The 23,555-nt window shown below is 73.3% G+C and carries 20 protein-coding genes; 14 read left to right on the top strand and 6 right to left on the bottom strand.

The window, feature by feature from the left end:
• Positions 1-96 precede the first annotated feature (96 nt).
• The gene (locus AB852_RS29590; protein WP_073793290.1) at positions 97-1,248 is read left to right on the top strand and encodes a D-alanine--D-alanine ligase family protein; all 1,152 of its coding nucleotides are present in this window, start codon (positions 97-99) and stop codon (positions 1,246-1,248) included.
• Between the two features lie 110 nt (positions 1,249-1,358).
• Here AB852_RS29590 and AB852_RS29595 read toward each other — a convergent pair whose 3' ends face one another.
• Positions 1,359-1,850 (bottom strand): DUF3515 domain-containing protein, encoded by a 492-nt coding sequence (locus tag AB852_RS29595; RefSeq protein WP_073793291.1) that lies wholly within the window; start codon positions 1,848-1,850, stop codon positions 1,359-1,361.
• 20 nt (positions 1,851-1,870) lie between these two features.
• Entirely contained in the window at positions 1,871-2,104 is a 234-nt protein-coding gene (locus AB852_RS29600) for an Lrp/AsnC family transcriptional regulator (protein ID WP_055493527.1), read from the bottom strand.
• Positions 2,105-2,331: 227 nt separating this feature from the next.
• On the opposite strand from AB852_RS29600, the gene AB852_RS29605 reads away from it, so the two are divergent.
• Positions 2,332-3,297 carry a thiamine-phosphate kinase gene (locus AB852_RS29605; protein WP_073793292.1) on the top strand — a complete coding sequence of 322 codons (966 nt, stop codon included), beginning with the start codon at positions 2,332-2,334 and terminating at the stop codon, positions 3,295-3,297.
• 86 nt (positions 3,298-3,383) lie between these two features.
• Positions 3,384-4,202 carry a bifunctional hydroxymethylpyrimidine kinase/phosphomethylpyrimidine kinase gene (gene thiD / locus AB852_RS29610; protein WP_073793293.1) on the top strand — a complete coding sequence of 273 codons (819 nt, stop codon included), beginning with the start codon at positions 3,384-3,386 and terminating at the stop codon, positions 4,200-4,202.
• A 178-nt stretch (positions 4,203-4,380) separates the two neighbouring features.
• Here thiD and rpmB read toward each other — a convergent pair whose 3' ends face one another.
• On the bottom strand, positions 4,381-4,566 hold the full coding sequence (rpmB, locus tag AB852_RS29615; protein ID WP_073793294.1) for a 50S ribosomal protein L28: 186 nt from the start codon (positions 4,564-4,566) through the stop codon (positions 4,381-4,383).
• 237 nt (positions 4,567-4,803) lie between these two features.
• Between rpmB and AB852_RS29620 the strand changes: the two genes are divergently transcribed.
• Positions 4,804-6,567 carry a DAK2 domain-containing protein gene (locus AB852_RS29620; RefSeq protein WP_073793295.1) on the top strand — a complete coding sequence of 588 codons (1,764 nt, stop codon included), beginning with the start codon at positions 4,804-4,806 and terminating at the stop codon, positions 6,565-6,567.
• A gap of 490 nt (positions 6,568-7,057) precedes the next feature.
• Here the strand turns inward: AB852_RS29620 and AB852_RS29625 are convergent, their stop codons facing one another.
• Entirely contained in the window at positions 7,058-10,177 is a 3,120-nt protein-coding gene (locus tag AB852_RS29625) for a tetratricopeptide repeat protein (protein WP_245876967.1), read from the bottom strand.
• Positions 10,174-12,147 (bottom strand): HSP90 family protein, encoded by a 1,974-nt coding sequence (locus AB852_RS29630; protein ID WP_073793296.1) that lies wholly within the window; start codon positions 12,145-12,147, stop codon positions 10,174-10,176. Before AB852_RS29630 ends, AB852_RS29625 begins: the two co-directional genes overlap by 4 nt.
• Positions 12,148-12,461: 314 nt before the next feature.
• Here AB852_RS29630 and recG point away from each other — a divergent pair, with 314 nt between their 5' ends.
• The 8 genes from recG (at position 12,462) to mutM (ending at position 20,567) form a co-directional block, all read left to right on the top strand.
• A complete protein-coding gene (gene recG, locus AB852_RS29635; RefSeq protein ID WP_073793297.1) occupies positions 12,462-14,708 on the top strand; it encodes an ATP-dependent DNA helicase RecG in 2,247 nt (748 codons plus the stop codon).
• 612 nt (positions 14,709-15,320) lie between these two features.
• Entirely contained in the window at positions 15,321-15,923 is a 603-nt protein-coding gene (gene rsmD / locus AB852_RS29640; RefSeq protein WP_073793298.1) for a 16S rRNA (guanine(966)-N(2))-methyltransferase RsmD, read from the top strand.
• Between the two features lie 26 nt (positions 15,924-15,949).
• Entirely contained in the window at positions 15,950-16,444 is a 495-nt protein-coding gene (gene coaD / locus AB852_RS29645; RefSeq protein WP_178391155.1) for a pantetheine-phosphate adenylyltransferase, read from the top strand.
• A 109-nt stretch (positions 16,445-16,553) separates the two neighbouring features.
• A complete protein-coding gene (locus AB852_RS29650; RefSeq protein WP_073793300.1) occupies positions 16,554-17,684 on the top strand; it encodes a F0F1 ATP synthase subunit B family protein in 1,131 nt (376 codons plus the stop codon).
• A gap of 220 nt (positions 17,685-17,904) precedes the next feature.
• A complete protein-coding gene (locus AB852_RS29655; protein WP_073793301.1) occupies positions 17,905-18,558 on the top strand; it encodes a YceD family protein in 654 nt (217 codons plus the stop codon).
• Between the two features lie 2 nt (positions 18,559-18,560).
• A complete protein-coding gene (rpmF, locus tag AB852_RS29660; protein WP_033321093.1) occupies positions 18,561-18,734 on the top strand; it encodes a 50S ribosomal protein L32 in 174 nt (57 codons plus the stop codon).
• A 7-nt stretch (positions 18,735-18,741) separates the two neighbouring features.
• Positions 18,742-19,608 (top strand): ribonuclease III, encoded by an 867-nt coding sequence (gene rnc / locus AB852_RS29665; RefSeq protein ID WP_399504443.1) that lies wholly within the window; start codon positions 18,742-18,744, stop codon positions 19,606-19,608.
• Between the two features lie 98 nt (positions 19,609-19,706).
• Positions 19,707-20,567, top strand: coding sequence for a bifunctional DNA-formamidopyrimidine glycosylase/DNA-(apurinic or apyrimidinic site) lyase (mutM, locus tag AB852_RS29670; RefSeq protein WP_073793303.1), 861 nt, complete (start codon positions 19,707-19,709; stop codon positions 20,565-20,567).
• A gap of 146 nt (positions 20,568-20,713) precedes the next feature.
• Here mutM and AB852_RS41520 read toward each other — a convergent pair whose 3' ends face one another.
• Positions 20,714-22,405 carry a CAP domain-containing protein gene (locus tag AB852_RS41520; RefSeq protein WP_342748508.1) on the bottom strand — a complete coding sequence of 564 codons (1,692 nt, stop codon included), beginning with the start codon at positions 22,403-22,405 and terminating at the stop codon, positions 20,714-20,716.
• Between the two features lie 136 nt (positions 22,406-22,541).
• Here AB852_RS41520 and AB852_RS29680 point away from each other — a divergent pair, with 136 nt between their 5' ends.
• Together AB852_RS29680 and AB852_RS29685 are read left to right on the top strand one after the other, a co-directional pair.
• The gene (locus AB852_RS29680) at positions 22,542-22,823 is read left to right on the top strand and encodes an acylphosphatase (RefSeq protein WP_073793304.1); all 282 of its coding nucleotides are present in this window, start codon (positions 22,542-22,544) and stop codon (positions 22,821-22,823) included.
• Positions 22,824-23,207: 384 nt separating this feature from the next.
• On the top strand, positions 23,208-23,417 hold the full coding sequence (locus tag AB852_RS29685; RefSeq protein ID WP_073793305.1) for a hypothetical protein: 210 nt from the start codon (positions 23,208-23,210) through the stop codon (positions 23,415-23,417).
• The last annotated feature ends 138 nt before the right edge of the window (positions 23,418-23,555 follow it).

Here is a 23,555-nt window from a genome sequence, read left to right on the forward strand (position 1 = left end):
CACCGGGCCGCGCCGGGCGGACCCGCCGCGGTCCGTCGTACGACGCGGCCCGGGCGCGCTGACCCACGGCGGGGCAACGGGTACGCTCAACGCGATATGAGCAGCGAGACCTCACCCCAGGGCCACCGGCTCCGCAAGCCGCGTGTGGCCGTCGTGTTCGGCGGCCGCAGTTCCGAGCACGGCATCTCCGTCGTCACGGCGGGCGCCGTCATGCGTGCCATCGACCGCACCAAGTACGACGTGCTGCCGATCGGCATCACCCAGGACGGGCGCTGGGCGCTGACCGCCGACGAACCGGACCGGATGGCGATCACCGACCGTCAGGTGCCGAACGTCGACCAGCTGGCCGAGTCGTCCGAGGGCAGTGTCGTCCTCCCGGTCGACCCGAACGACCGCGAGGTCGTCTACACCGAGCCCGGTGCCGTGCCCAAGGCCCTCGGCGACGTCGATGTGGTCTTCCCGGTCCTGCACGGCCCGTACGGCGAGGACGGCACCCTCCAGGGACTCCTCGAACTCTCCGGGACGCCGTACGTCGGCTCCGGGGTCCTCGCCTCGGCCGTCGGCCAGGACAAGGACTACATGAAGCGCGTCTTCCAGTCCTTCGGCCTGCCCGTCGGCCCGTATCTCGTGGTGCGGCCCCGGGAGTGGGAGCAGGACGAGACGGGCGCGCGGGAGCGGATCGCCCACTTCGCGGCCGAGCACGGCTGGCCGCTGTTCATCAAGCCCGCCCGCGCGGGCTCCTCGATGGGCATCACCAAGGCCGGTTCCTTCGAGGAGCTGGACGAGGCGATCGAGGAGGCCCGGCGCCACGACCCGAAGTTCCTGGTCGAGTCGCTGCTGCGGGGCCGGGAGATCGAGTGCGGTGTCCTGGAGTTCGAGGACGGCCCGCGCGCGAGCGTGCCCGCCGAGATCCCGCCCGTCCAGGCCCATGACTTCTACGACTTCGAGGCGAAGTACATCGACTCCGCCGCCGGGATCATCCCCGCGCCGCTGACGCCCGAGCAGACCGCGGAGATCCAGCGGCTCGCGGTCGCCGCGTTCGAGGCCGCGTCCTGCGAGGGGCTCGTCCGCGCGGACTTCTTCCTCACGGAGGACGGGACGTTCGTCATCAACGAGATCAACACGATGCCCGGGTTCACCCCCATCTCGATGTACCCGCGGATGTGGGAGGCGAGCGGGGTGCCCTACCCGGAGCTGGTGGACCGGCTCGTGCAGGCCGCGCTCCGGCGCTCCACCGGACTGCGCTGACCCGATCCCCGCGCGTCCGCCGCCCGGCCCCGGCCCGCCCGCCGCCGCGCCGGGGCGGCGGGCAGAGGTGAGGGGACGGTGAAGCACGGCGATCCGGACACCTCCCCGGATCAGTCGGGGATGCCCTCCGGGACCGTCTTCTTCACCGGCTCCGCGAAGTCGAGCAGCGGGTTCACGCCCCCGCCCGTACGGGACTTCGGCAGGGACACCTCGACATACACGCGGCGCTGCACGGTGGTGAAACGGAAGGAACCGTTCTTCTGCGGCTCGATGAGCCAGGCCACACCGTCGGCCGTCACGCTCTCGGCCTTCGGATCGAGGAGCGCCGCGGGCTTGGGCACACCGCAGCGCAGTATGATCGCCGGATCACCCCATCCGGCGGTCAGTTCGGACGAGGGCTCCGGGTCCTGCCTGCCGAGCCCCTCCACCCGCTCGGGGAGCTCCTCGCGCAGGTCCCGGCACAGCCGGTCCGCCGCCGCGCCCGGAGAAGGCACCGCCGCCGTCGCCGGTCCGTCCAGTACGGAACAACCGGTGACGGTGAACAGCAGGGCGAGGACGGACGGCCCGGCGAGTGAACGGGGCCGGCGACGGAGAATGTTCACCGGCCTAGGGTAGACGGGGGCTACAGATGAACGACCGGGCAGGTCAGGGTTCGGGTGATGCCGTCCACCTGCTGGACCCTGGCAACCACCATGCGGCCCAGCTCGTCGACGGTGTCGGCCTGCGCCCGCACGATCACGTCGTACGGTCCGGTCACGTCCTCTGCTTGGATCACCCCCGGGATCTTGCTGATCGTGTCAGCGACGGTCGACGCTTTGCCGACCTCCGTCTGGATCAGGATGTACGCCTGTACCACGGAACCTCCAGGGCGGCCACGAGGATCATGTGGGGAGAAGAGACGCCACGTTATCGCGTCGCCGCTCGCCGCGGGGAGACCCGCGGGGGCTGTGGCGCGCACGAGGTGCACGCACGGCACACGTTGACGGTCATGCCGACCGTACCCAGGACAGGAACGGTCCGCGCCCGTACGCCGCTCGCGGCCGGGCACGGCAGCCGGACCGGCGCGGAAGGGGCAGTACGACGATGAAGGGCACCGTGGGAGAGCTGGGCGAGTTCGGGCTCATCAAAGAGATGACGGCCCGGCTCACCACCACCCCGGCGGTACGGCTGGGGCCGGGCGACGACGCCGCGGTGGTGACCGCCCCCGACCGGCGGGTCGTCGCCAGCACCGACGTCCTGCTCGAAGGACGTCATTTCCGCCGCGACTGGTCCACCGCCTACGACGTGGGCCGCAAGGCCGCCGCACAGAACCTCGCGGACATCGCGGCCATGGGCGCCGTGCCCACCGCGCTGCTCCTCGGGCTCGTCGTCCCGGCGGAACTGCCGGTGACCTGGCCCACCGAGCTGATGGACGGGCTGCGCGACGAATGCCAGGTCGCGGGCGCCGCCGTGGTCGGCGGGGACGTCGTACGGGGCGAGACGATCACCCTGGCGATCACCGCGCTCGGCGATCTGCGCAACCACGAACCGGTGACCCGGGCCGGGGCACAGCCCGGTGACGTGGTCGCCGTCACGGGCTGGCTGGGCTGGTCGGCGGCCGGGCACGCGGTCCTCTCCCGGGGATTCCGCTCACCGCGGGCCTTCGTGGAGGCCCACCGCAGGCCCGAACCCCCGTACCACGCGGGTCCCGCGGCCGCCGGACTCGGCGCGACCGCGATGACCGACGTCAGCGACGGACTGATCGCCGACCTCGGGCACATCGCGGAGTCCAGCAAGGTCCGGATCGACGTCCGTTCGGGCGCGGTGGACGTGCCGTCGCAGATGAACGACATCGCCGCCGCCGTCGGTGTCGACCCGCTCATGTGGGTGCTCACCGGGGGCGAGGACCACGCCATCGTGGCGACCTTCCCGCCCGAGGTGAAGCTCCCCGCGCGCTGGCGGATCATCGGCGAGGTCCTCAATCCGTCGGCGCTGCCCCAGGTCACGGTCGACGGCGCGCCCTGGACGCACAAGGGCGGCTGGGACCACTTCGGCGACATCGAGGGCTGATCCGGCCCGGAACCGGCACAATCGGCGGGGTTCCGTCACCGCACACGGAACGAGGCACCGAGAACCGAGAGACCGGGACGACCGCCATGACCCTGCCCCCCATACCCGTCCGCCCGGCGCTGCCGCGCGTGCTCACCGTCGCCGGGTCCGACTCCGGGGGCGGGGCCGGCATCCAGGCCGACCTCAAGACCATGCTGGCCCTCGGTACGCACGGGATGAGCGTCCTGACCGCCGTGACCGCGCAGAACTCCCTGGGCGTCCAGGGAGCCTGGGAGCTGCCGGTGGCGGCCGTGCGCGCCCAGTACCGCAGTGTCGTGGACGACATCGGCGTCCAGGCGGTGAAGACCGGGATGCTGGCCACCGCCGAACTCGTCGAGACGGTCGCGGGGCTGCTCGCCGCGACCGACGCGCCCGTGGTGGTCGACCCGGTGGGGGTCTCCAAGCACGGCGATCCGCTGCTCGCGTCCTCCGCGCTGGACGCCGTCCGGCTGGAGCTGCTGCCGACGGCGACCGTCGCCACCCCCAATCTGGACGAGGTGGCGCAGCTCACCGGGATCGAGGTGCGGTCCGAGGACGGGATGCGCCGGGCCGCCGAGGCGATCCTGCGGTTCGGGCCGCGCTGGGCACTCGTCAAGGGCGGGCATCTCGCCGGGGACGCGGTCGACCTGCTCACGGACGGGGCCGCCGAGCACTGGTTCCGGGCACCCCGGCTGGACAACCGGCACACCCATGGCACGGGCTGCACCCTCGCCAGCGCGATCGCCGCCCGGCTCGCCCACGGCGACCGGGTGCCCCAGGCGGTCGCCGCGGCCAAGGAGTACGTGACCGGCGCGATCGGCGCCGGGTTCGCCCTGGGCGGCGGGATAGGGCCGGTGGACCACGGCTGGCGCCTCAGGAACGCCTGACCGCAACGACCCGCCGTACGGCACACGCGCGTGGGGGGTGCCCCCGAGGGCCGGGGACACCCTCCACACGCGTAGGAGCCGCGTGTGGGGGCCGCGCGTATGGGCACGCGCAAAAACCGGCCCACCCGAGGGTGGACCGGTTTCGCAGCGACCAGAAGGTGGCCGCGCTAGCTTTACGTCAGCGCGAGACCTTGCCGGCCTTGATGCACGAGGTGCAGACGTTGAGCCGCTTCGGCGTCCGACCGACCACGGCACGCACGCGCTGGATGTTCGGGTTCCAGCGACGGGACGTACGGCGGTGCGAGTGGGAGATGCTGTTGCCGAAGCTCGGCCCCTTGCCACAGACGTCGCAGTTGGCAGCCACGGGTCACTCCAAAGACTTCAGATGCGCTTACGGTTGATCCCGGCATGCCGGGATCAATGATCGGGTGGCGCTGCCAGGGGAAAGGCCCGATGCGGATCGGGCAACCGAAGCAGCATACTACGGCTGCCCCGGTGCAACGAAACTACCACGAGCGCCCCCGGACTCCCGCCCCGCCCCTGGTCGCGGGCCCTCTTCCGGGGGGACCCCGCCCGGGGTCTACGCTGCGTCGCAGTCCGGATGCCGAAGGAGCGACAGGTGCCGCAGATCCTCGACGCCGCCCTGGTGCGCGCCTGGTGCGCGCTGTCCCTCGACGCGCTGGGCAGGGCCCGTGAGGAGATCGACGCGATCAATGTCTACCCGGTCGCGGACGGTGACACGGGGACCAATCTCTATCTGACGCTGGAATCCGCGGCGCAGGCCGTGGAGGCCGCGTTCGCCGGGCACGAGCCGGAGCTGCCGTCGGCGGCGCAGGCCGCCCGCGCGATGGCCCACGGCGCGCTCATCGGGGCACGCGGCAACTCCGGCACGATCCTCGCGCAGCTCCTGCGCGGGATGGCCGAGGTGCTCGCGGCGGAGGACGCGCGGGACACCGCCGACGAACCGGTGGGCCCGGCGCGGGCGGCCGGGGACGCCCGCGCGCTGCGACGCGCGCTGCGGCGGGCCGCGGAGTCGGCGTACGAGGCGGTCGCGCACCCCGTCGAGGGCACGGTCCTGACGGTGGCGACGGCGGCGGCGGACGGGGCGGCCGGAGCCGCCGACGACTGCCGGTCCGTCGTACGCGCCGCGTACCGAAGCGCCAGGACGGCGCTGGAGGCCACACCACGCCAGCTGGCCGTCCTGGGGCGGGCCGGGGTCGTGGACGCCGGTGGACGGGGCCTGGTGGCCGTCCTGGGGGCACTGGTGGAGGCGTGCACGGGGGAGCGGCCCGCTCCGGCGCTCCCGGGCCCGTCCGGCGCGGCCGGGTCGCCTGGACCGGCAGGGTCGGCCGAGCAGGTGGAGCCGGACGGATCGGTGGAGTCGGTCGAGGAGTGCGAGGACGGGGTGGGCGGACCCGCGTACGAGGTGATCTATCTGCTGGAGGCCACCGACCCGGCCGTCGAGCGGCTGCGGGCCCGGCTCGACGGGCTCGGGGACTCCCTGGTGGTCGTCGGCGGCGACGGGCTGTGGAACGTCCATGTGCACGTCGACGACGCGGGTGCCGCCGTGGAGGCCGGGGTCGAGGCGGGCCGCCCGTACCGCATCCGGATCACCCACTTCGGCGCCGGGGACGCGCACACCGCGCGCGGGGGCGACGCCCGTCCCGTACGGGAACCGGCGCAGCGCGCGATCGTGGCCGTCGTCCCCGGCGAGGGCCTCGCGGGGCTGTACGGCGAGGCCGGGGCCACCACGGTCCTCGCCCGCCCCGGAGAGCCGCCCGCCAGCGGGGAACTGGTGCAGGCGATCCGGCGCGCGCACGCGCGTGAGGTGGTCCTGCTGCCGAACGACGCCGATCTGCGGCACACCGCGGCGGCGGCGGCCGAACAGGCCCGCACCGAGGGGGTGCGGGTCGCGCTGATCCCCACCCGGTCCGCGGTCCAGGGCATCGCCGCGCTCGCCGTCCACGAGCCGGGCCGCCGCTTCGACGAGGACGTGGTGTCGATGACCTCGGCCGCCGGCGCGACCCGGTACGCCGAACTGGCCGTAGCCGAGCGGCAGTCCTGGACCACCGCGGGCATCTGCCAGGCCGGGGACGTGCTCGGGCTGATCGACGGCGACGTGGCGGTGATCGGGGCGACCCCCGGCCCGGACGCCACGGACACCCTCGTGGAGACGGCGGTGACCGTTCTCGACCGGATGCTCGCGGCGGGCGGCGAGATGGTCACCCTCGTCCTGGGCGACGAGGTCCCCGACCGCGTCGCCGACCTCCTGGAACGCCACGTCAGGGACGCCCACCTGGCGGTCGACACGGTGGTCTACCGAGGCGGCCGCCACGCGGCCCTCCTCCTGGTAGGCGTCGAGTAACCCCCCGGCGCCGACGCAGTACCCGCACGCGAACAGGTACGCCCAGGGGCCGCGCCCCAAGGGGCGCGAGGAACTGCGCGAGCAACCACGGGCAACCCGCACCCGAACGGGCACGGCAGGGGGCGCGACCGCAGGGGCGCGAGGAACTGCGCACCCCCGTAAGTACCCGCACAGGAACGAGTACGCCCAGGGGCCGAGACCCAAAGGGGCGCGGGGAACTGCGCGAGCAACCACGGACGACCCGCACCCGAACGGGCACGGCAAGGGGCGCGACCGTAGGGGCGCGGGGAACTGCGCGAGCAACCACGGGCAACCCGCACCCGAGCGGGCACAGCAAGGGCCGAGACCCAAAGGGGCGCGGGGAACTGCGCGAGCAACCACGGACGACCCGCACCCGAGCGGACACAGCAAGGGGCGCACCCCACGAGCACCCCGCACGGGAACACGTGCTGACCGCCGAAGCCCTCACGGCGCAAGCGAAGACGCCCCGCTACCGCCGACCCGCCCCCTGGGGCCCGCCCTGGGCCAGATGCGCCAGCAACTCCTCCGCGGCGACAGCGGCGGCGGCCCGCCCGACCGCCCCGTCGTCCGAGGACCCCTCGGACGACGCCAGCACCGACCGCGCGCGGCCCTCCGCCTCCGCACGGCGCCCCAGCCGCCCGAGCAGCCACCCGGCGGCGACCGTCGCGGACATCGCGCCGTCCCGCGCGGCGGGCCCCAGCGAGGTGTACGCGTCGACCGCGAGGTCCATGTGCCCGAGCGCCTCCTCGAACACCGCGCGGACGGCGGGGTCCTCGTCCGTCCCGCCGCCGTGCCCGCGCAGCAGCAGCTCGGCGAACTGCCGCCGGGTCTGCGCGAGTTCCGACACCAGCCGCTCCCGGGCGCCGGCGCCGGCACCCTCGTCGTCCCCGTCGCCCTGCGCGGCAGTCGCCCTGTCGGCGGCCGACAGGGCGGCCACGCACTCCAGGACGGCGGCCTCCATCAGCTCCCGTGCCTCGGCCGCCCCGGCCTCCGCCAGATGCCCCGCGTCCTCGTCGACCATCAGCCACGCGCGGGCCCGCAGCGAGCGCACGAACCCGTACGGATTGCCCAGCTCCCGCCACAGCTCACCGGCCCGCTCGTACGCCTGGTCCGCCTCGGCGGGGAGCCCCGCGTGGCCCAGCGACTCGGCGGCCATGTGCGCGAGCATCGCGTGGTCGCGCTGCTCGGGCCAGGCACGGGCGAGGTCGGCGGCCACCAGCCAGTGCTCGGCGGCGCCCCGGTGGTTGCCCAGCTCCCGCAGACAGTCGCCCAGCCACCACCGGGTCTGCACGAGCGTGCCGTCCCCATGGGCCTCCTGGGTCAGATCCGGCAGCGCGGCCTCCAGCACCTCGGCCGCCTCCGCGTACCGTTCGCGCTGGATCAGCAGCCCGCCCAGCTGATGCCGTGCCCACGCGCCCATGACGGGTCCCTCGTCGGCCTCGTCGGCCCAGTGCGCCGCCTCCAGCGCGTGCGCGCTCGCCTCGACGACCTCTCCCTGGCGGGCGAGGCCGTCGGCCAGCTGACTGTGCAGCTGGGCGTGGTGGGACGGCGACAGGAACGCCCCGCCGTGCTCCAGCGCGGCGCGTGCCGCGCGGGTGGCGGTGTCCAGGTCCTCCAGATGGCGTGCCAGGGTCGCCAGCCGTGACGCGGGCTCCGCCGCGAACCAGGGGGTGCCCGCCGCGACATAGCCCTGCCACGCGCGCGTGAAGCCCGCCATGGAGCCCTCGGTGTCACCGCCGAACGCGGCCAGCTCGGCGAGCATGGCGTGCGCCGCCGCCCGGCGGGAGACCAGCCGGGGGTCGTCGGGGTGCCGCTCGGTGAGCGCCAGCAGCCGCAGTACGGCCGCCTCGGCCGTCCGCGAGACCTCGTTCCCCGTACTGTCGCCCGCCTCCGGGCCCACCGCCTCCGGGCCCACCGCCTCCGGGCCCACCGCCTCCGTGGGCCCGCCGGGCCCCGTACGCTCCGGCTGCTCCGCGGGGGCCTCGTACAGCGCCAGCATCAGCACCCGCGCGTGGTACAGCAGCATCGACGCCGCGTGCCGCGCGCCCTCGCCGGACTCCTCGTACCGGGCGACGGCCCGCCCGGTCGCTTCCGTGAGCGCGCTCAGTGCCCCGGCCCCGGTGGCGCCGTCCCGCATCGCCCGCACATAGGCGCCCCGCGCGCGTGCCTCCACCGCCTCGTCGGGATCGCCCGCCTCCTCGTACAGCCCGGCCGCGCGCTCGAACAGCGCCGCGTCCGCGCCCGCCATGGCCTCGTGGTCGGCGATCTCCGCGCGGTCCCGGACGGTCAGCGGGACACCCGCCGCGTCCGCCGCGCCCAGCGCCGCCGCCCAAGCCGCCCCGGCACCCGGATGCCGCGCCTCGGTGAGCCGCCGGGCCTCCGCGAGAAGCGCGTCGAGACCGCCGTCGGACGGCTCGTCCACGAGCGCTCGCACCGCCTGCCGCGTGGACACCTTCGGCAGCCGGGGCGCCCGTACCCCCAGCGGCAGCCGCTCCACGAGCGGCCGCTGGGCCATCCGCGCGCGCAGCTCCGCGCCCACATGGCCGCTGCCGTTGCGCTCGTCGAACCGCCCACCGATCGCGACGGCCTCCCCGCGCGCGTGCACGGCGAGTTCCCGGGCCGTCCACGACCGCCCGGCGGGCCCGGGGACGGGCCGCTCGCCCAGCCCGAGTTCGATCAGCCGCTCGGTGAGCAGGGCCGCCACCGCCAGGTAGTTCATCCGGCTCCGGGGCTGCCCGTCGTCGGTGAAGTACGCCGGACGGTCGGCCAGCAGTTCGAGCGCCCGCGCCTCGTTCCCGGTCAGCGCGCAGAACTCCACGTGCTGCGCGTACGCCCCGCGCATGCTCTCCATCTCGCGCACCAGCCGCAGCCCCCGCAGATGATGGGCCCGCGCCTCGTCCAGCCGCCCCACCCGCACCAGCGGCAACAGGCTCGACGCCAGCGACGCGTGCGGCTCATGGGCGCAGGTGTACTCGCCCTCCAGCACCGGACGCCACAGTTCCAGTGCCTGCTCGTCGTGCCGCCGATGCGCCTCGAACCACGCCTGGTCGTGCAGTTCGCACGCGTGGCAGTCGCTCATCCGGTCCCGGTCGGCGGCCCGCCACGCGCGATGCGCGCGTTCCGCCCGCTCCAGGTCACCGATGTGCAGGGCCACACTGTGCTCGCTGGAACGCACCGCCCGCTCCGAGAAACCGGCGACCCGGTACCGGTGCTCCATCTCGGCGAGCCACTTCTCGATCGACGCCAGCGGGATGTGCGGCTGGTCCAGCATCCCCGCGGACATCCACTTGAACGCCCAGTGCAGGGAGTGCGTCTCGTACTCGTCGAAGTCCTGCGGACCCTCGTCCCACATGCGCAGCAGCCGCGCGAAGGGCACGAACATCTTGTCCTTCTCGGAGCTGTAGCAGTACACCTGCAACTGATGCCCCAGCGCCTCGATCACCGCGAGCGGGACACCCAGCCCCTCCGCCGCCACGACCAGGGCCTCCGCGCGCGCGTTGCGCGCGGGTCCCTCCGGCCGGCCGTCGTTCTCGGCGATCGCGGCACGCAGCGCGCCGAGATCCATGGCGGGAGCGTTCGCGTCGGTCATCGTCCGTCCTCCCCGGGGCCGGTGTGCGTGGCCCACTCCAGCAGCCCCATGAACGCCCGGTTCAGCAGCGCCGAGTCGGCGGGCCGCAACGGGCGCTGCGCCATCAGCAGGGCCTGCCCGTACAGCGACTCCGTCGCCGTCCCGATCAGTTCCGGGTCCCGCAGCCCGCTGATCCTGCGGATCAGCGGATTGTGGTGGTTGAGCACCAGCCGCGCGCGCGGGGCGCTGCCCCGCAGCGAGCCGAGGATGCCCGCCCACAGGTCGTCGGCCTGGTCCGCGGCGTCCGCGCGGGCCTGCTCGTGCCGCGCCTGCCGGTCGTCCAGGTGCAGCGCGGGCACGGACACCGGGTGGAACGCGCGCAGCGCCACATCGCAGCCCAGCGGATCGAGCCTCGCGCGCGCGGCGGCGAGGAAGGCGCCCAGCGCCAGCTCCTCCGCCGGGTCGACGGAGTCCAGATGCGCGGTCACCGTGTCGGCGTCGAGCTCCGCCACCACGGTCCCGGGCCGCACCGACGGCAGCGCCTCCAGCAGCTCCGCGTCGTACGTGTAGCCGCCGTTGACCACCCCGACGCCCTGCGCGGACGCGATGGGGGAGACCTGGCGGAACTCCTCCACCGTCCGGGTGAAGTGCACCACCGGGTGGCGCCGCGCGAACTCGTCCAGCGACAGCCGTCCGTCGGTCGTCTCGAACGGCAGCCACGGCAGCATCGTGCGCAGCATGTCCCGGTCGTGCCGCGCCAGCGACTTGACGCCCAGATGGTGCACCGAGACGAACGCGGCCAGCCGCTCCGGGTCCCCGGCCGCCAGCCCGGTCAGCCAGCCCCGGACCCGCTCCCCGAGCGCCTCCCGGACGGCCGCCAGGGTCTCGTCCTCGTACAGCGCCTCACGGGACGCGGTGGGGCGCAGACTGTCCGTGTCGAGGACGCAGCGCACGAAGAACGCCCAGTCGGGCAGCAGCTGTTCGGCGCGCTCGGTCAGCAGCATGCCCTTGAGGTGCACCCGGTGCCCCGCCCGCTGCGCCGGGCTCAGGGCCTGCGGCAGCACGTACGCGACCCCCCGCACCCCGGCCAGCGGTACGTCCAGGTCGATCGCGTCCAGCGGGCTGAAGCCGAACACCTCGTGACAGTGCCGGGCCAGCGCCACCCGCCGCGCGGCGGGGCTCGGGTACGGGCGGTCCCAGGGCGCCGGGAGCTCCGTCACCGGTACGTCGCCCACCCGCACGTCGTACGGCAGGAGCGCGCCGAAGTCACGGGCCAGGGCCAGCACCCGCTCCTCGTCGAGCCATTCGCCCGCGCCCGCCCGTGCCTCCAGACGGACCGTGGTGCCCGGTTCGGGCCGGGCCTCGTCCGGCAGCACACGCACGGTGTACGAACCGTCGTCGCGGGCCGTCCACTCGACGGGCGGCGCCCCGGGGGTCCGCGCCGAACGGCTCACGACCCGGATGCGCTCGGCGACCACGAAGCAGGCCAGCAGACCGATGCCGAACTGGCCCAGGAACTGCGAACGCGCCGACTCCAGTCCGAGGGCCGCGACGGGATCGGCCCCGCCCGGCATCCCGGCGCCGGACCGCTTGGAGCTGCGCCCGATCGTCGCCAGCAGCGAGTGGACGTCGTCCTCGGTCAGCCCGATCCCGGAGTCCTCCACGCACAGCGTCGCCCCGGCCGTCCCGCTCGCCGGGGTCACGGTGAGCCGCACCCGCGCGGGCGCGTCCGGCTGTTCGGCGCGGCGGGCCGTGACGGCGTCCACCGCGTTCTGGAGCAACTCGCGCAGATACACCTTGGGGCTGGAGTACAGATGCTGCGAGAGCAGATCCACCAGCCCCCGGAGATCGACCTGGAACGAATGCGGTCTCCCGGCCGTCGGCAACGGCTGGTCCGCCCCGGGCGGGGGGTCCGCCCGCGGGGTCTGGGTCGGCTGGGGTGCCCGGTTGTCCTGGGGCACATGGGGCGGCTGAGGTGTCTGAGAGTCCATCGTCGCTGCGCCGGTGGGGGGAAGGACGACGGCGCGGGTCGGGCGGTCCCGCGAACCGGTGACCGCGAGCGGGCTGGGGCCAGGTCATCCTAGGCCCTGTCCTCACACCGGTGTCCGCCGCACGCAAGTCCGGTCCCCCGCCCGCCGGAACGGACCGGGTCCCACCGGCCGGGACCGCCCCCCGACCGCCTCGCGGACACGGTCGCCCCACCCGCGCCCCACGGTCGGCGAACTCATCCGGCCGAACCGGCTGACCAGCGACTTTCCCCCCGAAATCGCGGGGATCTACGACGATGTCAGTGCCGTGGTGTGCAATGGATGCCGTGCCCGTGCTCGAAGAACCGCTCAAGAAGGTGCTCGGCCCCGCCACCGCGAAGGTGATGGCCGAGTCCCTCGACCTGCACACCGTAGGCGACCTCCTCCACCACTACCCGCGGCGGTACGCCGAGCGGGGCGAGCTGACCCGCCTCGCCGACCTCCCCCTGGACGAACACGTCACGGTCGTCGCCCAGGTGGAGACCGCCCGCGTCCTCAAGTTCAACGGCGGCAGCGGCCAGCGCCTCGAAGTCGTCATCACCGACGGCAGCGGCCGGCTCCAGCTCGTCTTCTTCGGCCGCGGCGTCCACAAGCCCCACAAGGACCTCGTGCCGGGCACCCGCGCGATGTTCGCCGGCAAGGTCTCCCTGTTCAACCGCAAGCTCCAGCTCGCCCACCCCGCCTACGAACTGCTGCGCCGCTCCCCGGACGACACCGGGGGCGACGCCGTCGACTCCTGGGCCGGAGCCCTCATCCCGATCTACCCGGCCACCGCGAAGCTGGAGTCCTGGAAGATCGCCAAGGCGGTCGACGCGGTCCTGCCCTCCGTCACCGACGCGGTGGACCCGCTGCCGCCCGCGCTGCGCGAGGGCCGCGCCCTCGTCCCGCTGCCCGAGGCCCTGCTGAAGATCCACCGCCCGCACACCAAACGCGACGTCGAGGACGCGCGGGCCCGCCTCAAGTGGGACGAGGCGTTCGTCCTCCAGGTCGCCCTGGCCCGCCGCCGCTTCAGCGACACCCTGCTGCCCGCCACCCCCCGCCGCCCCGCCGCCGACGGCATCCTCGCCGCGTTCGACGACCGGCTGCCCTTCACCCTCACCGACGGCCAGCGCAAGGTCAGCGCCGAGATCTTCGACGACCTCGCCACCGAGCACCCCATGCACCGGCTGCTCCAGGGCGAGGTCGGCTCCGGCAAGACCATGGTCGCGCTGCGCGCCATGCTCGCCGTCGTCGACGCGGGCGGCCAGGCCGCGATGCTCGCGCCCACCGAGGTCCTCGCCCAGCAGCACCACCGCTCCATCACCGAGATGATGGGCGGGCTGGCCGAGGGCGGCATGCTCGGCGGCGCCGATCACGGCACCAAGGTCACCCTGCTCACCGGCTCCATGGGCGTCGCGGCCCGCCGCCAGGCCCTGCTGGACCTGGTCACGGGCGAGGCGGGCATCGTCATCGGGACGCACGCGCTGATCGAGGACAAGGTCCAGTTCCACGACCTGGGCCTCGTCGTCGTCGACGAACAGCACCGCTTCGGTGTCGAGCAGCGCGACGCCCTGCGCGGCAAGGGCCCCAGCCAGGGCGAGGAGGGCATCCGCCGCACCCCGCATCTGCTGGTCATGACGGCCACCCCCATCCCGCGTACGGTCGCGATGACCGTCTTCGGCGATCTGGAGACCTCCGTCCTCGACCAGCTCCCGGCCGGCCGCTCCCCGATCGCCAGCCATGTCGTCCCCGCCGCCGACAAGCCGCACTTCCTGGCCCGCGCCTGGGAACGCGTCCGCGAGGAGGTCGGCAAGGGCCACCAGGCGTACGTGGTGTGCCCCCGGATCGGGGACGAGGAGCCCGACCCCGCCGACGCGAAGGCCCGCGCCAAGGCCGCGGCCAAGGAGGAGGCCGAGGCCACCGCCGACAAGCGTCCGCCGCTCGCCGTCCTCGACATCGCGGCGGAGCTCGCCGCGGGTGCCCTGCGCGGGCTGCGGATCGAGGTGCTCCACGGGCGGATGCCGCCCGACGACAAGGACGCGGTGATGCGGCGGTTCGCCGCGGGCGACACGGATGTGCTGGTCGCCACCACCGTGATCGAGGTCGGGGTGAACGTGCCCAACGCCACCGCGATGGTGATCATGGACGCCGACCGCTTCGGGGTCTCCCAGCTCCATCAGCTCCGGGGCCGGGTGGGCCGTGGCTCCGCGCCGGGTCTGTGTCTCCTCGTCAGCGAGATGCCGGAGGGGAGCCCCGCGCGCGGGCGGCTCGACGCGGTGGCGTCCACGCTCGACGGCTTCGAGCTGTCCCGGATCGACCTGGAGCAGCGGCGCGAGGGCGATGTCCTCGGGCAGGCGCAGTCCGGGGTGCGCTCCTCGCTGCGGGTGCTCACCGTCGTGGACGACGAGGAGATCATCGCCGAGGCCCGCGAGGAGGCGACCGCGCTGGTCGCCGCCGATCCTGAGCTCGGCAGCCTGCCGGGGTTGCGGGTCGCGCTGGACGCGCTGGTCGACCCGGAGCGGGAGCGGTACCTGGAGAAGGGGTGATCCTTTCGCTCACGCCCTGGGTTTCTTGTGCTGGGCGTACGTGCTTCCCGCGCGGGCCGTCCGTGGGTGCGCAGTTCCCCGCGCCCCTTCGGGACGCGTCCGGCCGGTTTTTCGGGTCGGTGCAGGTCGGGATCCTCCGTCCCACCCACGCCCTCCCGCAGACTGAGAACAGCCCCAGGTGGGCGCCCCCGAAGGGGCGCGGGGAACCGCGCGAGCAACCATGGACCACCCGCACCCGAACGGGAACCGCAAGGGGCGCCCCCGAAGGGGCGCGGGGAACTGCGCGAGCAACCAAGGACCACCCGCACCCGAACGGGAACCGCAAGGGGCGCCCCCTCAGGGGCGCGGGGAACCGCGCGAGCAACCAAGGACCACCCGCACCCGAACGGGAACCGCAAGGGGCGCGACCCAGGGGCGCGGGGAACCGCGCACCCCACGAGCGACCCGTGCAGGGACGAAGTGGGCCCAGCACAAGAAACCCGGGTGCGCGAGCGAAGGCGACCCGCACCGCAATCCTCGCAAGCGCAAGCGAAGGCGAGCTGCCGGGGCCCGGGGGACGCCATATCGTGGGCGTGACCGTGACCGACCGCTGCCGAAGGGCAAGACGCACCTATGACCCGCGTGATCGCCGGAGCCGCCGGAGGACGACGGCTGGCCGTCCCCCCGGGGACCGGTACCCGCCCCACCTCCGACCGCGCGCGTGAAGGACTCTTCTCGACCTGGGAGTCCCTGCTCGGCACGCTGCACGGCATCCGGCTGGCGGACCTGTACGCGGGCTCCGGCGCCGTCGCGCTGGAGGCGCTGTCCCGCGGCGCGGCCCACGCGCTGCTCGTCGAGGCGGACCCCCGCGCCGTCCGCGTGATCAAGGAGAACGTCCGCGTACTGGGGCTGCCGGGCGCCGAGGTACGGCCCGGGAAGGCCGAGCAGGCCGTCGCCGGACCGGCCCCCCAGGAGCCCTACGACGTGGTGTTCCTCGACCCGCCCTACGCCGTCCCGGACGGCGATCTTGGCGAGATCCTGCTCACACTCCGTGCCCAGGGCTGGCTCACAGGCGACGCGCTCGTCACCGTGGAACGCGGTACCAGGGGAGGCACGTTCCCCTGGCCGGAGGGTTTCGAGGCCGTCCGGTCCCGCCGCTACGGCGAAGGGACCCTTTGGTACGGTCGCGCCGCCGCCATCAGCGACACCGCGCCCACGTGCGAAAACGCCCCATGACCGGACCGGAGAGCGAGGGAACTGAGTTGCGCCGCGCCGTCTGTCCGGGGTCATTCGACCCCATCACCAATGGCCATCTCGACATCATCGCCCGTGCCTCCAAGCTGTACGACGAGATCTATGTCGCGGTGATGATCAACCAGTCCAAGAAGGGACTGTTCACGATCGAGGAGCGGATCGAGCTGATCCGCGAGGTCACCGCCGAGTACGGCAACGTCGTCGTGGAGTCCTTCCACGGCCTCCTGGTCGACTTCTGCAAGCAGCGCGACATCCCCGCGATCGTCAAGGGGCTGCGGGCCGTCAGCGATTTCGACTACGAACTCCAGATGGCCCAGATGAACATCGGCCTCTCGGGGGTGGAGACCCTCTTCGTCCCCACCAACCCCACCTACAGCTTCCTGTCGTCGTCGCTGGTCAAGGAGGTCGCCGCCTGGGGCGGCGATGTCTCCCACCTGGTTCCGCCGACCGTCCTCGGCGAGCTGGGGGACCGGCTGCGCGAGCGCGGGAAGGCCGGGGACTGAGCCCTGCCCCCTTGCTGATGGTCCGTCACCAGGTGTCGGGCCGGTGCCCTCTGCCCTTACAGTCGCCTGGTCCGTCTCACATCAAGGCACAGGGAGTGGCGAGCACACGGTGGACGTGCAGAAGAAGCTCGACGAGATCGTCACGACGGTCGGCAGCGCCCGCTCCATGCCCATGTCCGCCTCGTGCGTGGTCAACCGGGCCGAACTGCTCGCGCTGCTGGAAGAGGTGCGCGAGGCGCTGCCCGGCTCGCTCGCCCAGGCGCGTGAGCTGATCGGCGGCCAGGAGGAAGTGGTCGCCCGCGCCCGCGAGGAGGCCGGCCGGATCATCAGCGCCGCCCACCAGGAGCGCGGCTCCCTGATCGCGGACACCGAGGTCGCCCGCCGCTCCCAGGACGAGGCCGAGCGCATCCTCACCGAGGCCCGCGAGGAGGCCGTCGAGATCCGTGCCGAGGCCGACGACTACGTCGACTCCAAGCTCGCGAACTTCGAGGTCGTCCTGACCAAGACCCTCGGCTCGGTCGGCCGGGGCCGCGACAAGCTCCTCGGCGCCGCTCCCGGCGACCACCAGGACCCCGACTACGCCGAGGCCCCCGAGCGCAGCCACGACCCCGAGACCCTGCGCCGCCGTGCCGACGAGTACGTCGACGTCAAGCTCAGGGCCTTCGAGGCCGTCCTCGCCAAGACCCTGGACGCGGTCGGCCGGGGACGGCAGAAGCTGCACGGCAGGGTCGTCGAGGACGAGCTCGGCTCGCTCGGCGAGGGAGCGGACTCCCCGCGCCCCACCAGTGACGCCGACTACCTCGCGGACCTCGCCGCGCTCTCCGAGCCGGCCGCCGCGGCACCCTCCCGGGGCCGCCGCGCGGCCCCGCCGGGGCCCCCGCCCGCCCCGCCCGCGCCTCCGGCCGTCCCGGCGCCCGCCATCCCGGCCCAGGCGCCCGCGCCCGCGTACGCGGAGCAGGAGCAGTACGGCTACGCGCAGCAGCAGGACCCGTACGGATACCAGCAGGTCTACGGCCAGCAGCAGCACACGTACGGCTACCAGGACCAGGACCCCTACGGCTACGCGCAGCAGCAGCCCGTACCGCAGACGTACGAGGGGGCGGCCCCGGCGCACGGCGGCTACGAGGTGCCCGGCCAGCAGGCCGCCCCGCAGCCCACGACACTGGACGAGACCAGTCTCTTCGACACGACCATGATCACGCCGGAGCAGCTGCGCCAGTACGAGCAGGACCGGCCGTAGGGCGGCGGGCCGGGCCCTCCCGGCCCGGGGCGCCGCCCGCGCGCGGCCCGGCTCCCGGCCTCCCGGACGGGGAGGCATGGGGCCGATTGGGAGGAGAGCGAAAGGTCCAGTATCCTGGCTCTTCGGTCGTGTGCTGCATGCGTACGACCGCTCCCTTCGCAGCTCGCCGGACCCCATTGCCATGGGCTACGGCAGCCGCTCCGAATGATCGAAAGCAGGAATGGCCCTGAAAGCCCGCCTCGACCACCGCGATCCCCTCGTGTTCGATACGCACGAGCTGGGTCGGCGTCCTGGTGCGCTCCAGCGGCTGACCCGCACGATCGACGCGCCCTCCGGGGACGCCGTCTTCGGTATCCCCGGTGTGATCGGAGTGCCCGCGGGCGCCCCGGTCAGGCTGGAGATACGCCTTGAGTCGGTCATGGAAGGGGTGCTTGTCACAGGCACCGCCCATGCGACGGCCGAAGGGGAGTGCGTAAGGTGTCTGGAGTCGCTGGAGCTTGAGCTCCAAGCGGACTTCCAGGAGATGTTCTCGTACCCCGATGGCGATGAGCGGGGCCGTGCGATCACGGAACCGGGCGACGACACCGAGAACGACGAGGACAGGCTCTTCATCGAGGACGGAATGTTCGACCTCGAATCAGTGCTGCGCGACGCGGTGGTGCTCACGCTGCCCATGCAGCCGGTGTGCCAGGACGACTGCCAGGGACTGTGCTCCGAATGCGGAGTACGGCTGGCGGACAACCCGGACCACCGCCACGACGCCGTCGACATCCGTTGGGCGGCACTGCAAGGACTCGCTGATTCCATCCAGGACGGCGAGAAGGACGACATGAGCGGCGCCGAAGCGGGCGTCGACGAGAAGCAGGAGAAGTAGCCGTGGCTGTTCCGAAGCGGAAGATGTCGCGCAGCAACACGCGCCACCGCCGGTCGCAGTGGAAGGCTGCGGTCCCCAACCTGGTTGCGTGCGAGCGCTGCCACGAGCCCAAGCTGCAGCACATCGCGTGCCCCGCTTGCGGCACGTACAACAAGCGCCAGGTCCTCGAGGTCTGAGCGGCTGGTGAGGGGCACGATGCCAGACGCCAAGAAGAGTGACCCCGGTCTGCACGGGGGTGGCTCGACGGCTTCGTCCCACACGCTTCTGGAAGGGCGGCTCGGCTATCAGCTGGAGTCCGCCCTTCTCGTGCGTGCGCTGACCCACCGCTCGTACGCGTACGAGAACGGCGGTCTGCCGACGAACGAGCGGCTGGAGTTCCTCGGGGACTCCGTGCTCGGCCTCGTCGTCACGGACACCCTGTACCGCAGCCATCCCGATCTGCCCGAAGGGCAGCTCGCCAAGCTGCGGGCCGCGGTGGTCAATTCGCGTGCGCTGGCGGAGGTGGGCCGTGGACTCGACCTCGGTGCCTTCATCCGGCTCGGGCGGGGTGAGGAGGGGACCGGTGGCCGTGACAAGGCCTCGATCCTCGCCGACACGCTCGAAGCGGTGATCGGTGCCGTCTATCTCGACCAGGGTCTCGAAGCGGCGGCGGAGCTTGTCCACCGGCTCTTCGACCCGCTGATCGAGAAGTCCTCGAATCTCGGTGCCGGACTGGACTGGAAGACCAGCCTCCAGGAACTCACCGCGACCGAGGGCCTCGGGGTCCCCGAGTACCTGGTCACGGAGACCGGGCCCGACCACGAGAAGACCTTCACCGCTGCTGCCCGCGTCGGTGGTGTCTCGTACGGCACCGGTACCGGCCGCAGCAAGAAGGAAGCGGAGCAGCAGGCCGCCGAGTCGGCCTGGCGGGCGATCCGGGCGGACGCGGACCGGCGGGCAGCCGCCGCCGAGGCCGAACCGGAAGCCGACGAGCAGGAAGCCGGCGAGCAGCAAGCCGACGAGCAGGAAGCCCTGGCCGAGGGGAACGCCGACACCCCCTCGAACGCCTGAGCGAAGCAGTTCCGTGAGGAGCGCCCACCCCCGACGGGGCGGGCGCTCCTCACGTCTCTCCCCCCGACCCGCCCTCGCGCCCGACCCGGAGGACACCGATGCCCGAGCTGCCCGAGGTCGAGGTCGTACGCAGGGGGCTCGACCGCTGGGTCGCCCACCGCACCGTCGCCGAGGCCGAGGTCCGGCACCCCCGCGCGGTACGGCGTCATCTCGCCGGACCCGAGGACTTCGCCGCCCGGCTGGCCGGTGAGCGGATCGGTGCCCCGCAGCGCCGGGGCAAGTATCTGTGGCTGCCGCTGGAGGGCGCCGACCACGGGGTCGCGATCCTCGCGCATCTGGGGATGAGCGGGCAGCTGCTCGTCCAGCCCGCCACCACGCCCGACGAGAAGCATCTGCGGGTCCGGGTCCGGTTCGCCGACACCACCGGCACGGAACTCCGCTTCGTCGACCAGCGCACCTTCGGCGGTCTGAGCCTGCACGAGACCACCCCGGACGGCCTCCCGGACGTCATCGCGCACATCGCCCGCGACCCCCTCGACCCGCTCTTCGACGACGACGCGTTCCACGCCGCGCTGCGCCGCCGCCGGACGACGGTCAAACGGGCGCTGCTCGACCAGTCCCTGATCAGCGGAGTGGGCAACATCTACGCCGACGAGGCGCTGTGGCGCAGCCGGCTGCACTACGACCGGCCCACCGCGACACTCACCCGCCCCCGCACCACCGAGCTCCTCGGCCATGTCCGGGACGTGATGAACGCGGCACTCGCCGTCGGCGGCACCAGCTTCGACAGCCTGTACGTCAATGTGAACGGCGAGTCCGGCTACTTCGACCGGTCCCTCGACGCGTACGGACGGGAGGGACTGCCCTGCCACCGCTGCGGCACGCCCATGGCCCGCCGCGCCTGGATGAACCGCTCCAGCTACTACTGCCCCCACTGCCAACGCCCCCCACGGGCCTAGCCCGCCGGCCCGTTACCGACCACGGACGCCGACGCCCCGACAGGGGCGCGGGGAACCGCGCGAGGACGAGAACCGCCCCGCACCCGAAGGGCGTCCGGGCCAGGCAGCATCCGGCCACCGGAAGACCCCGGTTCGCCAAAGGCCCGTCAGAACCCGAAGTTCTGGGTCCACCAGGGTCCCCCGGACCCGAAGTGCGCTCCGACACCCAGCGTCGTGAACTCACAGTTCAGGATGTTGGCCCGGTGGCCGGGGCTGTCCATCCACGCGGCCATGACCGCCGCCGCGTCCGCCTGCCCGCGCGCGATGTTCTCCCCGCCGAGATCGTCGATCCCCGCGGCCTCCGCGCGATCCCACGGACTGTCACCATCGGGATCGGTGTGGTCGAAGAATCCCCGGGCCGCCATGTCCTGGCTGAACGCCTCGGCGAGCCGCGCCAGTCCGGTGTCCGCGCTGACGGGGGAACACCCGACCTTCGCCCGCTCCTGGTTGACCAGGGTGACGACCTGCGTCTCGGGTGACCCCTGCGCCGACGGGGCGGAGGGCGCCGGGGGCGGGGCGGCGGGGGTCGACGGCGCGGCCTTGGACGGCGAGGCGCTGGGGGTCGTGGTCCGCTCGGGTGCCGTAGGGGTGGACCGGGTGGGCTCGGTCCGCGACGGAGTGGGCTTCGCGGCGGGCGGCGCCACCGGCTTCGTGGCCGGCCGTGACGGTGTCGCGGAGGGCGACGGCGACGCGGGCCCGGCGGAGCCCTTACCGGTTCCGGCCCCGCCTCCCGGTCGCTCGGGCGGAGCCGGGGCGGGCGCCGTGCCCGTGGGACCCCGGCTCTCCGTGGCGGTGGGACCGCCGCCCGCCTGGACCTTGTCGGAGGACCCGCCGCCGATCGAATAGGTGTCGTTCCCGGGCAGCACCCCCGCCGCCACGGCGACCGCGCCCATCGCGACGGCCGCCGAGACCCCGAGCAGTCCGGTGCGTACCGGTACCGGTACCCTGCGGGACCGCTTGCGCCCCTTGGGCCGTCCGCCGCCCGGCCGGAACCTCTTCCGGCCGGTACCCGTGGTCCCGGTGTCGGCCGGAAGCACCGCCATCGTCGCGGTCGTGGCGGCGTCGTTCTTGTCGAAGACGGCGGCCAGTTCCGCGGGGTCCGAGGGGCTGTGCTCGGGAGCGGCCTGCGGGAACGCGCCCGGCGCTGTCAGACCGGGGAAGCCGTCGGCCGCGCTCCGACCGTCCGCCCCCGGACCGCCCGGACCGCCCGGACCGCCCGGACCCACGGGATGCGCGGCTGCCGCCCCCGTGCCGTAGCCGCCGAGGCCGCGGCCGTACGCGGAGCCGCCGCCGTATGTCTCGTCGTAACGGTGGGTTGCCGTCTCGTGGGAGGTGGTGGTCCCGTCGTACAGAGGAGAGGCGTCGTACCCGAAGGTGCCGCCGGGGGCGGAGGGGGCAGCGGGACCGGAGTGGTCGTGGTCGCCGTGTGCGTACCGCTGCTCGTAGCGTTCCGCGTGGGTCGCTGCGGGGGAGGGGTGCCCGGGGGCGCCGGGTATGGAGGGGCGGGCCGTCGTGCCGGGCTCCACCGGAGCCGTGTACGCGGAGTGACCGTCCTGGGCGGCGGGCCCGGCGGCCTCGGGGCCAGTGGTCCAGTCGCCGCCCGGCCGGTGCCCGGTGGTTCCCGGGTACGCGTCGGTGTCCGGCCCGGTCACCGGGTCCGGCCCCGGGGCGTCGGCCCGCAGATACGCGGCTGTCGGTGGTTCGGCGGCCGGGCCGCCGGGAACCGCGGCGGATCCCTCGCGCGCCGAACCATCAGTACCGGAAGCACGTCCGGCGTCGGAGCGTCGGTGGCGTCCCATGTCCTGACCTGGCCTTCCTCGTCCCATACGGTCAATGGGCTCACCCATACGGGTGAGGCCCATCGCGTCGCGACGCTACCCCATGCCGTTCGGGGCGAAAGTGTGTCCAGGGCATTTGGCCCGTTAACGTGCGGGCATGGATGAAGAGGTGCGCCTCACCGCGTGGGTACGCGGTCGGGTACAGGGAGTGGGTTTCCGCTGGTACACGCGGGCCAAGGCGCTGGAGCTCGGAGGGCTGAGTGGTTTTGCTCTCAATTTGGACGACGGGCGCGTACAGGTCGTAGCGGAGGGTGAACGGCACGTCTGTTCGGCGCTGCTGGAATGGCTGAGGAACGGCGACACGCCGGGGCGTGTGGACGGAGTCACCGAGATATGGGGCACTCCGCGCGCCGGTTACGACGGCTTCGCGATCCGCTGAACGGAACCGGGCCGGCAGCGCTGTGAAGGGCCCTCCGGGAGTGCTCCCGAGCCCTCCCGGAGGAGGGAAAGTTCCTGGTGGTTGCCAAGAAAGCCGTGCCGTGGAAGGCTCGCGCGGAGAAGGATGATCGACACGCCCCCAGGGCCCCGCCGTCGGTGCCCGGCCGGACATCTCCCGGCCGAGAGCCCCCGGGCCGCCCGCCGCCCGGGGCGTGATCGTGTTGACCGTCAAACTTTTTGGTGAGACTCTGGAAGCCCCGCGCACCTTACCTGTTTGGCATGTAAGAACGGCAGCGACAACTCAAGAGTGCCAAGCACCGCGGGTGCGATTCCCTCACGACCCACACCGCTTCGGTCGGTCACTCATTGTGGAGGACCATCCATCATGGCAAAGGCGCTTCTCGGTTACGTCGGCGGTTCCGACCCGCGACTCCTCGCCGAGATGCGACGGCTCCAGCAGCGCGTCCAGGATCTTGAGTCCGAGCTCGTACGGATTCAGGCCGAGAACGACGCGCTCGCGGCTGCCGCTTCTCACGACGGCGACTCGCTTCTGCACAGCATCGACGTACCCCACGCGGAGCCTGCGCTCACCTGACCACTTCCGCCGGACCCCTGTCCGACGTGGTCGGGCTGCCCTGTCAACCGTCAACCGCTCGCCCGATCCGCAAGGGACGTTTCGGCGTCCCTTCTGTCATCAACGGCTCCTGGGCGGGGCCGACAGCCGCGCGCTCCG

Source organism: Streptomyces uncialis, from assembly GCF_001905345.1.
GTDB lineage: Bacteria > Actinomycetota > Actinomycetes > Streptomycetales > Streptomycetaceae > Streptomyces > Streptomyces uncialis.